The organism is Micromonospora chersina, assembly GCF_900091475.1.
Classification (GTDB): Bacteria; Actinomycetota; Actinomycetes; order Mycobacteriales; family Micromonosporaceae; genus Micromonospora; species Micromonospora chersina.
Genome location: NZ_FMIB01000002.1, coordinates 1,233,407 through 1,248,526, shown reverse-complemented (window position 1 = coordinate 1,248,526; position 15,120 = coordinate 1,233,407). Strand labels below are relative to the sequence as shown.

Sequence of the window (15,120 nt, the reverse complement as noted above, 5' to 3'; positions counted from 1 at the left end):
GACCGAGTGTCGCCGATCGGTCACCCAATGACGGCTCAGGCCGCTCGCGTGGCGGTCCTGGGAACAGCCTCGATCGTCCGGGGGAGGAGCCGTCGGTCGGCACGCAGGACGGTCCCGTCGGGGCGGACCACGGCCGCGCGAGCGGCGCCGGCGACCAACCACCGATGCAGTTCGCTGCCGGGTCGGACCCTGATCAGGACCGCCCCGCGCCGTTCGATGTCGGCTCGTAGTGCCGCGGTCGGCTCGAGGGACGTGACGATCGCGAACCGTCCGGCGGCCACGTCGTCGAGACGCCGATCTCCGTCGACGATCGCGTTCGGGCACAGCCAGCCGGCGAGGCCGCGGCGCAGCCGTGGCCGCACCACGAGGTCGGAGCGGTGCAGCGGCGGTGTTCGGCTGTCCGTGGCGAGGTCCGTGAGGCCCGGCACGAGGTGAAGCCGCGGCGCCACGGCGCGACGGATGACACTGCCCAGCTCGCCGCCGGCCGTCATTGCCGTACCGATGAACTTCGCCAGCTTGATCATTGCGCGGGCGTGCTGCTTGCGTTCGATCTCGTACGTGTCGAGCACGGTCTCGGGCAGGATCCGGTGGAGCACGCCGGCGAGCTTCCAGGCGAGGTTCATCGCGTCGCGCAGCCCGGCGCACATGCCCTGACCGATGAACGGTGGGGTGAGGTGGGCGGCGTCGCCGAGCAGGAACACACGCCGGTCTCGCCACCGGTCGGCGAGCTGTGCGCGGAAGGTGTACTCGGCGACGCGGATGACCTCCAGCTCCGCGACGGGGATGTCCCCGGTCCACCGCGAGATCAACGGATGAAGCCGGGCCATGTCGCGGTAGTCGTCGGCGGTCTCGCCCGGGATCAGCTGGAACTCCCAGCGGTAGCGGGTCTTCCCGATGCGCATGTAGGTGCCGGCGCGGGCCGGATCGGAGAGCTGGTGCACGCCCTCCCACTGGTCGAGGTCGGCCTCGGTGGCCACGTCGACGACGAGCCAGCGTTGCGTGAAGCCCAGGTCGTGCATGGTGGCGCCGATGGAGGCCCTGGCCAGGCTGTTGGCGCCGTCGCAGCCCAGCACATACCCCGCGCGGATGGAGTCGCGCTCGCCCGTGGTGGTGTCGGTGACGTCGACCCGCACCCCCTGGGCGTCCTGGGTCAGCCCGGTGACCTCGACACCGCCGCGAAGAGTGACGGCGGCGTACCGCTGGAGATTCCGGCGGAGGATCGTCTCCAGTTCCGGTTGGTCGAACATGCTCCCCTGCGGATAGCCGTGCCGGCCCTGCGCGACGTCGCGCCGGAATTCGGCCAACACCCGCATGTCCCGGTCGAGGAGGCGCAGACCCAGGTGCGGCCGGGAGATGGCGGCGAATTCGTCCCGGAGCCCGAGGCGCGCCAGGATGCGGTGGACCTCGTCGTCAAGGGCGACGGCCCGGGGCTGGGGGTAGATCGACTCCCAGCGCTCGAGGACCAGGCACTCGACGCCGTGCTGGGCGAGCAGCGTCGCGGCGGTGAGCCCGGTGGGGCCGGCGCCGACGATCACCACCGGAACCGCTGTCATCGCGTCAGCACCTGAAGGACGAGGTAGGCGGCGACGAGGAGCCCGCAGACGAGGGCCGGTGCGTACTTCTGCGGGCCGTCTCCCTTGCGCAGGTGCACCACGAGGGCCCCGGCGAGCAGGAGCAGCAGCCCGGCGCCGGCGAGAGCGCCGATCAGCGGCGCGAACAGGCCGATGAGCAGTCCGACCGCGCCGGCGACCTCGAGCAGGCCGATGCGGCGATAGGCCGCGACAGTGAAACCGGCCTCCGCGGCCAGCTCGCGCATCGGTCGCAGGGCCAGGACCTTGGCCGTGCCGAGGGCGAGGAAGACCAGGGCGAGCAGCACCGCGAGGATTGCCGCAGCGATCGTCATGACATAACCACCAATCGCCATTCAATGGCATAACGGCCGAGGACGGCCTTGACTGCCGCCTCGTCGGCGGATGAGGAAACGGTGATCGTGGCCACGACCGAGCTGCCCTCGATCGCGGCCCCGACGTCGCGGACGCCCGCCACCGTGTCGAGCGCGGCGCGGACTTCTCGACCGATGGCATCCGCGCGTAGTGCGGGCTTGTAGAGCTTGCCCACGGCGGTGACGGGTAGCTCGTCGAGGACCGACACGGTCTTGGGCGCGGCGGTGCGGTCAGGCACCCGTTCGCTCGCCCAGTCGCGCAGTTCGCCCTCCGTGACCGTGGCGCCCGGCGCGAGGGTGACGTATGCGACGGGTACCTCGCCGGCGTGGGCGTCCGGGCGCCCGACCGCGCTGGCCGCGGTGACCTGCGGGTGGGCCAGCAGGGCGTCCTCCACGATGGTGGGGTCGATGTTGTGCCCACCGCGAATGATGAGGTCCTTGGCCCGGCCGGTGAGATAGACGAAGCCGTCGTCGTCGATGCGGGCGAGGTCGCCGGTGTCCAGCCAGCCGTCGACCAGCTTGCCCAGTCCGTCCAGGACGTGGCCGTTCTCGTCGCGGTCGGTGACGTAGCCGGGGAAAACGCTCGGTCCGCTGATCGCCAGCAGGCCCGTCTCACCGGTGGGCAGGTCCTTCCAGGTCCCGTCAACGGTCACCACCCGCACCCGTTGGTAGGGCAGGCGCTGCCCGACCGAGCCGGGCCGCGACACGTCAGGGAAGCTGCGCGCGCTGGCGCAGGTCGCCTCGGTGAGCCCGTAGCCCTCGACGAGGGTCGTCCCCGTGCGGGCCTCGAAGCTCGCCCGGACCGCGGCCGGCAGCGGCGAGGCGCCCACCATCGGAAACCGCAGGCTGCTGATGTCGGCGTCGACGGGGCACTGCGCCAGCGTGGCGTAGACCGTGGGCACAGCGCTCATGGCGGCGATCCGGTAGTGCTCGACGATCTTCCAGAACGCGCCGTACAGCGCCGGGTCGCGGTAGCCGAGCGGACCCGCCCACACCACCGTCTGTCCCTTGAACAGGGGCGCGAGCAGGGTCACCACGAGCGCGTTCACGTGGAACAGCGGAAGGGCCGCGAACACCACGGTCTCCTGGTCGAACAGGGCGCCGGCGGCCAGCATCCACGCGTCGGTGACCTCGTTGGCGTGCGTGTGCGCGGCAAGTTTCGGAGCGCCCGTCGTGCCGCCGGTGTGGAACATCGCGGCCAGATCGGCGGACCGGGGCAGGTCCCCGTGGAAGGCGGAGGAGTCCATGGCGGCGGCCTGCTCGCCGAGGTAGCCCATGCGCACGTCGCCGATGGCGGGCAACGGCTCCGGGGTGCCCACGGCACCGGTGGGCCGGAGCACGAGAATCGCGTCGAGCAGGCCGTCGCGGGCCAGCCACTGCGCGGTGGCCCACGTGTCCGGCGCGAGGTCGGGCCCGGCCGTGATCAGCACTCGGGCACCGGATCGCCGCAGGAGTTCGGCGAGGTGCTGCCGTGCCAGCCCGCCGCCCAGGGGCGCCGCGATCCCGGCGAGCTGCGCGGCCAGTGTGGCGGTGACCAGCTCCGCGCAGTTCGGTGCCATCAGCGCGACCGCAGCACCCCGCCGCACCCCGATGTCGTGGAGCAGGTTCGCGTACCGGTGGACATCGGCCAGGAGTTCGGCGAAGGTACGGTGCAGCGGCTCACGCCAGTGGGCGGCGTCCGGCAGGACGGCGAGCGCCCGACGGTCGGGCCAGCGCGTCGCCGCTCGGGCGAGCAGCGCGTACGTCGACTCGGGCAGGCCCCGCGCCTCCAGCGGCACCGCCTCGATGGCGGCCAGATCGGCGGGCGTGGCGTAGTCCGGCCACAGCAGAGGTCCCGTCATGCCGCGTACCTCACGACCGTGCGCTGGCGGCCCAGGTCGATGGCGCCGTCGTCGGTGGCGACGGTGGCCTCGACGACGTCACCGTCCCGGAGGTACCTGGGGTTGCGAGCTTGCCCCTTGAAGAACATCTTCCACTTGACCGCGGGCGGCAGCAGCGAGACGAGGAACATGATCGGCTTCGGTGGCGCGCTGAGGGCGGTTCCGACGGGCGTGCCGGTCAGCAGCAGGTCACCGGGATCGATCCGCTGGAAGCGGGTCAGCGCCTGCAGCGCCTGGGCCGGGCGGTAGATCATGTCGGCGACGGTCATGTCCTGCCGGAGCTCGCCGTTGACCCACAGCTTCAGCCGCAGGTCGGTGAAGCGCGTGATCTCATCGGCGTCGAGCAGCACCAGCGCGGGGCCGACCGGAGTGAAGGTCGGGTACGACTTGGCCTCGTAGAACTGGGTCTTGGGCAGCTGCACGTCGCGTGCCGAGATGTCGTTGGTGACCACGAGGCCCGCGACGTAGTCGGCGAGGTTGCCGTCGGTGACGGTCGTGCCGACCGGCATCTCGCGGCCGAAGACCAGACCGATCTCCACCTCGTAGTCGAGCAGTCGCACGTGGGCGGGGCGGACCACGTCGGCGAACGGCCCACTGACCGAGCCCGAGCTCTTGCGGAAGAAGGTGAGGGGGACGGTTGCGGGATCGCCGCCGCTGTCCTTCACATGCGAGGCGAAGTTCGTCATCTGCGCGACGACGCGGCAGGGGGCCGTCACCGGGGAGACAAGGGCGAGGTCGTCGACCGGAACCGTGTCGCTGCTCGTCGCGGCCGCGGCGATCGCCGGCCGGTCGGCCAGGAGTTCGGCGGTGGTGGTGGCGCTGGTGTGCACCTTGGCGGCGCCGGTGGGGGTGAGGACCCACCAGGCGTCGGCGGTGCGCAGGACGGAGGTGCTCATGAGTTGAACGCTTTCATCAGGCCGCGGAGGCGGTGCAGGTCGAATTCGTTGTCCTCGCGAAGTGCGCCGATGACCGCGCGCAGCTCGCGAAGTGCTTCCCGGCCGGGTGTCATGCCGAGGAAGTCCTTGGTGGCGGGCGGACCCCACTGGGCGAGCCCGGAGGCGGCCATCGGCGCCCAGCCCGGCTCGAGCGTGCAGTCGAACAGATCGCCGTCGGTGAAGTGCTCGACCAGGAAGCCGTCGGGGTCCCGCCAGTAGTCGAAGATCTGGCTGCCCTGGATGTGCCGGCCGATACCCCAGGACCGCCGGTAGCCCCGGTCGAGCAGGTGCTGCCCGCCGGCGGCGAGCGAGTCGAGGTCGGGGACCTGGTAGGCCGAGTGCACGTACCGGTTGGCCGGGCCGAGGGTCATCGCGAGCGTGTGGTGGTCGGTGGGTGTGCTGCCGCGGTCGCAGCGGATGAAGCTCATGACCGGTCCGCGCTCGCGCTGTCCCTGGTGATAGAGGAAGTCGCTGACGATCAGGCCCAGGTGCTCGAGATACCAGTTGAGCGTCTCCAGGTACCGGGTCGTCTGCAGCACCACGTGACCGAGGCGCTGGACCTTGGCCGGCTCCCGCGGCGGCCGCTGGGTGGCGTTCACCCGGGCCACCTCGTGCCCGACGTTGAAGGTCAACGGTTGCTGGGTGGGCAGCCCGGGGAGCACGTGCATGTCCGCCACCACGCGTACCTGCAGCCCGCTGGGGTCGACCAGATCGACCGCCACCCCGCCGATGCTCTCCGGCAGGGCGGCCATCGTCCTCCCGGTCGCGTCCGCAAGGCGCAGCACGTCTTTCGAGTCGGCAGCCTTGAAGGCGGGGCCGACGAACCGGGACCGGGGGCCCCGGCGGATGAGGACGCAGGGGGAACCCGGGTCGGTGCCTCGCAGGTGCAGCTCGTCCTGGGTGCGCAGCGACGTCGTGAAGCCGAACGCCCGGGCGAACAGCTCGGCCCGCTCGAGATCGGGCTTCTGGAACTCCAGCCAGGCCAGGTCGTGCGCCTTGACGATCGGGTTCCGCGCTCGCCCCGGGTGCTCGCCCCGCACCGCGCCCTGCTCGCTGTGCAAATCCGTATGGGGATCGTGCCGGTCGATCATGTCGCCCTCCTTTCAAGGCGTTGACGAAATCGTCACTTACGAGTTTAGCGTCAGTCAAGGGCGGATGACGATTCCGTCATCTCTGACGGTCACCGGGTTAAGCTGAGCGCGGACCGACCTTGGAGAGGACACCGATGGCGCAGCAGACCAGGCACGCCCCGAACCGCCTGGAACGGCGCAAAGCGCGTACCCGTTGCGCGCTCGTGCGCGCCGCCCAGGCCTTCATCGCCGCCGGCAAGCCCAACGTCCCGATCCTGGAGCTCACCCAGGCCGCGGACGTGGGGATGGGCTCGTTCTACAACCACTTCGACAGCAGGGAGCAGCTCTTCCAGGCCGCGGTGGAAGACGCGCTCGACCGCTACGGCGCCCTGCTCGACGAGCTGACCGTCGGTTTGGACGACCCGGCTCACGTCTTCGCGCAGAGCTTCCGGCTGACCGGACGCCTCCACCGCCGGAGCCCCGAGCTAAGCAAGGTCCTGCTCAACAACGGCCTGGCGCTGGCCGGCTCGGAGAAGGGGCTCGCGCCGCGGGCCCGACGCGACATCGAAGACGGCGTCCGCGCCGGGCGGTTCAGCGTCCGCGATCCCGAGCTGGCCACGGTGATCGTGGCCGGCGCGGCGCTGTGCCTAGGGCAGCTGCTGCACGACCACCCCGAGCGTGACGACGCCACAACCACCGACCAGGTGACCGAGGACGTGCTACGGATGCTCGGACTCCCGCCCGATGAGGCCCACGAGGTCTGCCGACGCCCGCTCCCCGAGCTGGATGGCCGTCGCCCGTAGGCAGATGTTCATCCCCGAGCGGGGCCGCTCCTAGGCAGTGGCGGCCTCGCGCACCATCTGGTTGGCGGTCGCCGGCTCGAACCCGGTCGCCCGGAGCAGGTCACTCGCCAACGTGCGAAGCTGGATCACCATGGCATCCGCGAACGGCTCGGCGCCCCTGTGGTACGCCTGGCCGGCGAGGTGGGCGCCGTCCAGTACCGCGGCCCGGGTCTGGTCGAACGGCCCAGCCGTTCGTGCCTCGCGCGGCAGCAGCCGGATCGCCGTGGCGATCCGCTCCACGGCGGCGGGGAGTTCCTCCGGCACCGGCTCGTCGTATTGCAGCGTGGTCGCGGCCCAGCGGGTCAGCGCCTGGCACCCAAGGGTCATTCGATCGAGTTGCTGGATCCCGTGCCGGTAATGCTCGACATCGATGCGGCGCTTCCATCGCGCCGGCGCGATGGTCGTTACCTCCTCGGCGCCAGCCAGGGCCTCGTGCAGCCGGGCGAGGTCGGGTTCCATCCCGCCGAACTGGTCCAGCGCCCGCACCGCGCGTTCCGGGTCACGCCGGGCGAGTGCCTGTGCCACCTCGTGGAGTTGCGCGTGGAGGGTAGCGACGACCGGTGCGACAGCCTGCTCAAGAATGCGTATCGGGTTGACCGGTAGCACCAACGCCACCACCGCCAGCCCGACGACACCGCCCACTCCCGCGTCGATGATCCGCGCCCATTCGAGGCCCTGCTGCACATGGGAGAGCGTGGCGATCAGCACGGCGGTACCGCCGGCCTGAGCGACCAGCGCGCCGCTGCGCCCGGTCATCAACAGGGCGACCGTGATGGACAGCATCACCACCAGGCCGATCTGCCATGGCCCGAACCCGATGGAGCGGATGAGAAGATCACTGACGAGCAGACCAAGCCCGACGCCCAACATCATCTCGGCGGTACGGAGGGCGCGCTGCCCGAGCGAGGCGACGATCGTGCCGACGGCCGCGCTGGGGGCGAAGATGGGCGCGGGGCGCCCCAGAACGTCGTGGGCCAGCCCCCAGGACAACGTCGCGGCCAGCCCACACTGAGCTGCGACGACCAGAATGATCGTGAACAGACGCAGCCGCAGTCGGCCTGCCTCGCTACCTCGACGCCGAGCCTTCGCCACCAGGGCCTTGCCGTGCTCGGCACCGCCGGGGGAAGTCGGGTCTCGCCGGTCAGCGGCCATCGGACGGCTTACCCGACCCTTCCTCCGCAAACCTCCGGCTCTTCCTGTCGCTGGCCGCCGGCGATCGTTCAACGGGGCGGCGACGGTGGCTCGGCGGGAAGTCTTCGGGTACGGGCCGCGTCGGCTACGGCGACGCCGGCCAGGACGAGGGTGGCGGCGGTGGCCACCGCGAGCGGCGGCACCGGCATCAGCGCTGGGATGAGGGCGAGGAGGCCGAGTGCGCCGATCACGCGGGGCAGAGACACGCGCCCGAACACCGCGTACTCGAAGAGCGCCCGTCCGGTGAGGAACAGGGCGGGACCGCCCAGCGTGACGGCGATCCACGCAGGTTCCGCGTGACCGGACGGGTGCATGATGACGAGCTCGTCGCCGACGGCGATGGCGACCACGGCGACGACCATCAGCACATGGCCGTAGAACGTCAGGACAGCGACGCGCAGTGGGTCGTGACTGGCCGCGATGGCCCCCGCCAGCAGTGCTCCGGCACGGTGGATGTAGATGCGCCACAGAAGCGCCGTGGTGGCGAAGGCCAGTAGCGTGGCGGCGCCGCGGTCCGGGCCGACCTCGCCGCTCGCGAAGGTCAGTCCGGTCACCAGGATCGGCTCGCCGAGCGCGACGATGAAGAACTGCTGGTACCGCTCGGCCACGTGCTCCTCGGACGCCACGATCTCGAGTCGACGCGGGCCGTGGCGGCCCAGCTTCGGCGTGGGAAAGCCGAGCGCGAGCGCGGCGAACTCCACGACGGCCGCCGTCATCCACAGCGCCGCACGCACCGACTCGGGTGACAGCGCACCCGCGATCCATGCCGGCGCCGACAAGGCGACCCAGAAGAAGATCCGCATGGCGCTCGCCTGTGCCTCGTGGCTTTGCAGGAAGAAGATGGCGATGGCGAGGCCACCAAGCCGGATGGTGAGGTACGTACCGGCGAAGACCAGGCCCCGCCGGCCGAACGCCTCCGGAGCCGCAGCCGCCAGAACGAGGGCGCCGAGCATGATCGGCATGGTGAGCAGTTGCACCAGCGGATGTCGCGGGTCGAACGCGTCCAGCAACCTCGTCGTGGCGCCCCAGAGATGCAGCATGGCGAACAGCAGCACCAGCGTCTGGAACGCGCCGGTCCACGTCAGCTGCTCGAGCAGTTCGCGCGAGACCTGAAAGAACACGAGGACGAAGACCAGGTCGAAGAACAGCTCCAGGAACGCCGACCGCGCCTGCTCCGGCCTTCGCAGCAGTACGCCCGCTCTGCCTGTCGTCATCGGTCGCCCGCTTCTGCCCTTCCCGCCCGTCCCAGCAGTCGTCGTCCCCGGAGCAAGTGGTTCCCGACCGGCCTAGGCGTTGACGGCCTCGCGCACCATTCGGTTGGCCGTCTCCGTCTCGTAGCCGGTCGCCCGGAGCAGGTCACTCGACGCGGTGCGGAGCTGGATCACCATGGCACTCCCGTACGCCCGGAGGCCTTTCCGGCACGCCTGGCCGAGCAGCCGCGCGACGTCCAGTACCCCCTCGCGGGTCTGCTCCAACGGCCCAGCCCTTCGTGCCTCCCGCTGCAGCGTCCGCACCGTGTCGGCGAGCCGTTCCAGGGCGACGATGAGCTCCTCCGGCACCGGCTCGCCGTACTGCAGCGAGGTGGCGGCCCAGCGTGCCACCCCCCGGCACTCGAGGGTCACCCGGTCCATGTACTGGATGCCGCGCTGGTAGCGTTCGACATCGCGTCGCCGCTGCCAGCGGACCGGCGATATCAACGTCACCTCCTCGGCGCCGCCCAGGGCCTCGTGCAGCCGGATGATGTCGCCATCCATGCCGCGAAGCTGGTCCAGCGCCCGCACCCCGCGATCCGGGTCCTGCCGTCTCAGCGCCTGGGCGACTTCCTCAAGCTGCGATGCGAGTGTCTCGGCAAGGGGCGCCGCCGCGCGGTCGAGAGTGCGCATCGGATCGAGCGGCACCAGCAACGCCACCACCACCAGCCCGACGACGGCGCCCGCTCCGGCCTCGATGACCCGCTCCCATTCGAGATTGCGCTGGACCGGCGACAGCGTCGCCAACAGTACGGCGGTGCCGCCCGCCTGAGCGACCAGCGCGCCGCTGTGCCCGGTCATCAGGAGAGCTACGGCGATCGCCAGTGCGACCACCAAGCCGATCTGCCAGGCCCCGAATCCGATGAGACGGAGTATGCCGTCGCTGACGAGTAGACCCAGCGCGACACCGAGCATCAGTTCCGCCGTACGTCGGGTGCGCTGTCCGAGTGCGGCGACGATCGTGCCGACGGCAGCGCTGGGCGCGAAGACCGGCGCGGGCCGCCCCGCGATCTCGTGCGCGAGCCCCCAGGCCAGGGTGGCGGCGAGCCCGCACTGGGCCGCGATGATCAGGATGGTCTCTATCTGTCGCAGCCGGAGTCTGCCGGCCCTACCTCCGTGGTGTGCGGCCCGCGTCGCCAACCCTCTGGCCCTCTCGACCACCTCCTTGCGTCGCGGCAGCGGACTCTGGTCAGGGGCCATGGCGGTGGTTACCCCGCCCGGCCCCGGCAAACCTCCGCCCCCTGTCGGGGCGATTGCGGCGGGCAGGGTCGAGGGCGTGGGATCCTCTGCCTCTCGCGGCGTTCTAGGCGGGAGGTGACGGCCGCTCGGCGGGGAATCTTCTCGTGCGAACCGCGTCGGCCACGGCAACGCCGGCGAGGATGAGGGCGGCGGTGGTGGCTGCGGCCAGCGGCGGCACCGAGCGCATCGCCGGTGTGACGACGACAAGGGTGAGTGCGCCGATCACCCGGGGCTTGGACATGCGGCCGAAGACCGCGTACTCGAAGGTGGCCCGGCCGGCGAGGAACAGCGCGGGTCCGCCGAGGATGACAGGGATCCAGGCCGGATCGGTGTGGCCCAGCGGGTGGGTGATGACGAGTTCGTCGCCGACGGCGATGGCGACGATGCCGGCGACCATGATCACGTGGGAGTAGATCGTCAGGACGGCAACGCGGCGTGGGTTGCGGACGGTTTCCATGGCGTCGGCCAGCAGCGCTCCGGCACGGTGGATGTAGATGCGCCACAGCAGCGCCGTGGTAACGAACGCCACCAGGGTCGCGGTGCTGCGGTCGACCCCGAAGCTGCCCTGAGCGAACGTCAGTCCGGCCAGCAGGATCGGCGCCCCGAGCGCGACGATGAAGAACTGCTGGTACCGCTCGGCGAGGTGGCCTTCGGCGACCACGATGTCAGCTCGACGGCGTGTACCGGCGGGTCCCAGCCGTGGCGTGGAAAAGCCGAGTGCCATCCCCACGTATTCCACGGCCGCCGCCGTTGCCCACAGCACTCCGCGCGCCCATCCGTGCAGGAACGCGCCCGCGATCCAGGGCACCGAAGCCATGCCGACCCAGAACAGGAGCCGCACCGCGTTGCGCTGCCCCTCGTGGCCACGCAACACCAGCAGCCCGACAACGAGGACCCCAACCCGGACCGCGACGTACACACCTGCGAAGGCCAGCCCTCTCCGGTCGAACGCCTCGAATGCCGCAGTCGCCATCAGGAGCGCGGCGAACATTGTCGACAGGACCAGCAGCTGGATCAGCGGATGCCGCGGGTCGAACAGGTCGGTGAACCTGGCGGTGTAGAACCAGACATGCAACATGGCGAGCAGCAGTACCAGCGTCTGGAACGCGCCGGTCCAACTCGGATTCTCCGACAGCCGCTCGGCGAGCCGGAAGAACGTGAGGACGAACACCAGATCGAAGAACAGCTCCAGGAATGCCGGCCGTACCTGCTTCGGTCTTCGCAGCAGCTTGCTCGCCCTGCCCGTCGTCATCGCTGGCCCGTTCCTGCCGTATCTACCGGTCTCAGCCGTACCAGCCACGCCTGGCGGCAGTGGTCAACCGGCTGATTGCCCTGCCCGGCGTGGGACGGCGACGTGGCTGTACCACCTGCGCCCCACCCCTTGCCGGCCTCCGGTGGGCGTGAGCCCGGTGGCCTCCCGGCGACAGCGCGGCGGGACGTCCCGAGGCCGGCAGAACGGCGGGCGGCGCATTGCCGGTGAGGGCTAGCCCGCGGACCTGGCGAGCTCGTCGGCGTACGCCCGGGCGTCAATCGCATCCAGCATGGCGAGCTCTGCGTTGTAGGCCGCCCATTCGGCGTAGTCGAGAGCATCCTCGGCGCCGCTCTCGGCCCAGCCCGCGTCCGCCGCAGCAGCCTGGGCATCCATCTGCCGAGTCCGCTCGTCCCACCTGGCCTTCACATCCGCCCGGTGGGCAGCGGCATCGGCCTTCATCTGTGCCCACACGCTGCCCCCGCCTGCGCGGACCTCGTCTGCACGCTGCTGTGCCTCCATGGCGGACCGCTCGATCTCGCTCTGCGTCCGATCGATCCGATCTCGGAGCTGCTGACGAGACTCGGTGGTGGCTGCCTGTACCTCTGCCTTGGTGAACGCAAGGCGCTGCTCGAGCATGCTCAGTCGTTCGGTGAAGTCCATTTCTTCCTCCTGGATCACGCGCCAACGCCATCTCGAAATCACTCAGCTCAACAGTCGGCGTTCGGTGGGTGAGCTGGCGTCACTCGGAGCGGGTGATGTCAACCTGGGTCGCTCGTGCTGGGAGCTCCACTGTTCGATCCGTCGCTGCCGCGCCGCCGATCCGCGCCCGCGCGCGCCGCTGGGATGAATTCCTGCAGCAGGATCTTTGCGATTCCGGCGGCGGGTATGGCCAGCAGAGCTCCGACCAGGCCACCAAGCTGCGCGGCGGCCAGCACGCTGACCAGCACGGTCAGTGGGTTCAGCTGGACCGCGTGGGACATGATGGCTGGCTGCAGCACGTGGTTCTCGAACTGCTGGTACAGCACGAAGAAGACCAGCACGATCACCCCGGCGGTAGGGGAGTGCAGGAAGCCCGCGCCGCCCGCGACGATCGCCCCGAGGGTCGCACCCACCATCGGTATCAGATCGGCGACGGCGACCAACAGCGCGACGACCGCGGCGTACGGAACCCCGGTGAGCAGCAGCACCAGGAAGGTCAGTAGGCCGCAAATTAGGCTGATCACGAGGTTTCCGCTGACGTAACCGGTGATGGTGTGAGCCGACGCCTGACCGATGCGGCGCAGCCGTTCCGCCCGGTCGCCACCGCCGGCCAGGTCCAGCGTCCGGGCGGTGATCTGCGGCCCCTGCACCACGATCAGGTACGTCAGCACCGCTACGGTCAGCACTCCCGCGACGGCCTGCGCTGTCCCGCGAGCCAGGCCGAGCGTCGAGCGGCCGACTTGACCGCCGAAGCGCCGGAACTCGTCGGCGTGCGCCTCGGCGTACCGGCGTACGTGGAACCGCTCCAGCAGCTCGCCGACCGGCCCTCGGCCTGCCCGTGCCTCGCGCAACAGATCGGGTGCCTGCTGGGCGAACCGGGCCAGTTCGTTCAGCAGGGGCACCACGAGGACCACGCCGAGCGCAGCGACCGCCACCAAGGCGGCCACGAACACGAGCAGGGCGGCGACCGCCCGCCGCCGCACGAGCCGTTGCTGCACCCTGTTCACCACGGGATTCAGGGCCACCGCCAGAAACGCTGCGGCCACCAGCCAGCTCAGCACAAGCCGGGTCTGCCACACCAACGCCAGCACGACCAGGGTGGTGAGGACCAGACCGATGACGATCAGCGCCCGGCGGGCCGTCAACCGGTCGTCGGCAGTGCTCATGGGGCCACGACTACCCTCTGCGAGACAAAGGAAAAGCCGCAGTCTCGGTCTGTGCGGTCACGGCTACTCGCCGCTGCCGGCCATTGGACCCTTTCCGGGGGCGTCGCGAAGCAAGCGCTTCAAGATCTTGCCGGTGGAGGTCATCGGAAGGTCCGATCGGAATTCGACCAGGCGGGGATACTTGTAGCTCGCCATCCGCTCCCTGCACCAGTTCACCAACTCGGCCTCGGTCAGCCGTGATCCCGGGTTGCGGATCACGAATGCCTTCACCTCCTCGCCGTGCGACTCGTGCGAAACGCCGACCACGGCGACCAGGCTCACGTCGGGGTGCCTCAGGATGGTCTCCTCGATTTCTCGCGGGTACACGTTGAAGCCACCGCGGACGATCATGTCCTTGGCGCGGTCGACGATGAAGTAGTAGCCGTCCGCGTCGCGGCGGGCGACGTCGCCGGTGCGGAACCACCCGTCCCGGAGTACCTCTGCCGTCGCGTCGGGGCGGCCGTGGTAGCCCTTCATGACGTTGTGGCCCCGGATGGCGATCTCGCCCTGCTCGCCGTCCGGGACCTCGTTCCAGTCGACGTCGACGAGCCTCATCTGCACGCCCCAGATCGGCTGCCCGACCGAACCGGGCTTGGCCTCGCGGCCGGGGTGGTTGAACGATGCGACGGGGCTCGTCTCCGAGAGGCCGTAGCCCTCCCGGATCCGAACGCCGTAGACCTCTTCCACCTGCTCGAGAATCTCCACCGGCAGGGGAGCACCGCCGGAGATCGCCATGCGCAGATTGGCCGCGATCGCGCGAACATCGCTGGACTTCCGGTCGACGGAGAGCAGGCCCCAGTACATCGTGGGCACACCGGCGAAGAAGGTGACCCGCTCGCGCGCCATCAGTGCCAGTGCTGTCGAGGCGTCGAACCGGGGCAGGAGCACCAGCGTGGCCCCGCCGTACAGGCCCGCGTTCATCTGCACCGTCTGGCCGAACGAGTGGAACAGCGGCAGCGTCACCAGATGGACGTCCTGGTCGGCGGCGCCGAAGAGGCGCCAACAGGTGAGGGCGTTCATGACCAGGTTGGCGTGGGTCAACTCGGCGCCCTTGGGCTGTCCCGTCGTCCCGCTGGTGTAGAGGATCACCGCGGTGTCCGTGGCCTCGGTGACCACTGTCTGGAACCGGGGGGACCTGCCGGCGAGTGCGCTGGCCAGCGTGCGGGCGCCATCGATCAGGCTCGGCGCGTGAGGGTACGCGCTGATGGCGAAGAAGTGCTCGCACCCGGCGGCCTGGCCGAACCCGCTCCAACCCTCGGTCCCCATGGGTAGCTCCCGGGTGCCCTCGAAGCAGAAGTACGCCTTGGCGCCCGAGTCCCGCAGGTGGTAGGCGATCTCGCCGGCCTTGAGCAGCACGTTCAGCGGCACGACGACGCCGCCCGCCTTCAGGATGCCGAAGTAGACGATCGGGAAGTACGGCAGGTTCGGGCAGGAGAGGGCGACCCGGTCGCCCGGCCGGATGCCGCTGTCGACGAGCAGGTTCGCGACCTGGTTAGCCGCGTCGTTGAGGTGGGCGTAGGACATGCGGGTGTCACCGAGCACGACGGCGTCCCGGCCCGGCAGCCGTTCGGCGGTGCCTTCGAGCATGAGCGCGAGGTTGAGCACTGCGACTCTC

At 70.3% G+C, this 15,120-nt stretch carries 13 protein-coding genes; 1 reads left to right on the top strand and 12 read right to left on the bottom strand.

What is annotated here, in order from left to right; genetic code table 11:
- Window positions 1-35 precede the first annotated feature (35 nt).
- Genes mhpA through GA0070603_RS05665 form a run of 5 tightly spaced genes read right to left on the bottom strand, consistent with a single transcriptional unit; the run spans window position 36 to window position 5,848 of the window.
- Complete coding sequence (gene mhpA, locus GA0070603_RS05685; protein ID WP_091308178.1) at window positions 36-1,553, bottom strand: bifunctional 3-(3-hydroxy-phenyl)propionate/3-hydroxycinnamic acid hydroxylase MhpA; 1,518 nt, start codon at window positions 1,551-1,553, stop codon at window positions 36-38.
- Window positions 1,550-1,903 carry a DoxX family protein gene (locus GA0070603_RS05680; protein ID WP_091308174.1) on the bottom strand — a complete coding sequence of 118 codons (354 nt, stop codon included), beginning with the start codon at window positions 1,901-1,903 and terminating at the stop codon, window positions 1,550-1,552. The genes mhpA and GA0070603_RS05680 overlap by 4 nt, the downstream gene beginning before the upstream one ends.
- Window positions 1,900-3,783 carry an acyl-CoA synthetase gene (locus tag GA0070603_RS05675; RefSeq protein WP_091308171.1) on the bottom strand — a complete coding sequence of 628 codons (1,884 nt, stop codon included), beginning with the start codon at window positions 3,781-3,783 and terminating at the stop codon, window positions 1,900-1,902. Before GA0070603_RS05675 ends, GA0070603_RS05680 begins: the two co-directional genes overlap by 4 nt.
- Window positions 3,780-4,718 (bottom strand): fumarylacetoacetate hydrolase family protein, encoded by a 939-nt coding sequence (locus tag GA0070603_RS05670; protein ID WP_091308168.1) that lies wholly within the window; start codon window positions 4,716-4,718, stop codon window positions 3,780-3,782. Before GA0070603_RS05670 ends, GA0070603_RS05675 begins: the two co-directional genes overlap by 4 nt.
- The gene (locus GA0070603_RS05665) at window positions 4,715-5,848 is read right to left on the bottom strand and encodes a VOC family protein (protein ID WP_091308165.1); all 1,134 of its coding nucleotides are present in this window, start codon (window positions 5,846-5,848) and stop codon (window positions 4,715-4,717) included. The genes GA0070603_RS05670 and GA0070603_RS05665 overlap by 4 nt, the downstream gene beginning before the upstream one ends.
- Before the next feature lie 134 nt (window positions 5,849-5,982).
- Here GA0070603_RS05665 and GA0070603_RS05660 point away from each other — a divergent pair, with 134 nt between their 5' ends.
- Window positions 5,983-6,630 (top strand): TetR/AcrR family transcriptional regulator, encoded by a 648-nt coding sequence (locus GA0070603_RS05660; RefSeq protein ID WP_091308162.1) that lies wholly within the window; start codon window positions 5,983-5,985, stop codon window positions 6,628-6,630.
- A gap of 30 nt (window positions 6,631-6,660) precedes the next feature.
- On the opposite strand, the gene GA0070603_RS05655 is transcribed toward GA0070603_RS05660, so the two are convergent.
- The 7 genes from GA0070603_RS05655 to GA0070603_RS05625 form a co-directional block, all read right to left on the bottom strand.
- Entirely contained in the window at window positions 6,661-7,821 is a 1,161-nt protein-coding gene (locus GA0070603_RS05655) for an FUSC family protein (RefSeq protein ID WP_244282420.1), read from the bottom strand.
- A gap of 68 nt (window positions 7,822-7,889) precedes the next feature.
- Entirely contained in the window at window positions 7,890-9,074 is a 1,185-nt protein-coding gene (locus GA0070603_RS05650; RefSeq protein ID WP_091308159.1) for a low temperature requirement protein A, read from the bottom strand.
- Between the two features lie 72 nt (window positions 9,075-9,146).
- Complete coding sequence (locus GA0070603_RS05645) at window positions 9,147-10,310, bottom strand: FUSC family protein (protein ID WP_091308156.1); 1,164 nt, start codon at window positions 10,308-10,310, stop codon at window positions 9,147-9,149.
- 103 nt (window positions 10,311-10,413) lie between these two features.
- The gene (locus GA0070603_RS05640; protein ID WP_091308153.1) at window positions 10,414-11,601 is read right to left on the bottom strand and encodes a low temperature requirement protein A; all 1,188 of its coding nucleotides are present in this window, start codon (window positions 11,599-11,601) and stop codon (window positions 10,414-10,416) included.
- A 231-nt stretch (window positions 11,602-11,832) separates the two neighbouring features.
- Window positions 11,833-12,279 (bottom strand): hypothetical protein, encoded by a 447-nt coding sequence (locus GA0070603_RS05635; protein ID WP_091308149.1) that lies wholly within the window; start codon window positions 12,277-12,279, stop codon window positions 11,833-11,835.
- Window positions 12,280-12,359: 80 nt separating this feature from the next.
- Entirely contained in the window at window positions 12,360-13,466 is a 1,107-nt protein-coding gene (locus GA0070603_RS05630) for an AI-2E family transporter (protein WP_091308147.1), read from the bottom strand.
- Between the two features lie 63 nt (window positions 13,467-13,529).
- Window positions 13,530-15,110, bottom strand: coding sequence for a long-chain-fatty-acid--CoA ligase (locus tag GA0070603_RS05625; RefSeq protein WP_091308144.1), 1,581 nt, complete (start codon window positions 15,108-15,110; stop codon window positions 13,530-13,532).
- Window positions 15,111-15,120: the final 10 nt, after the last annotated feature.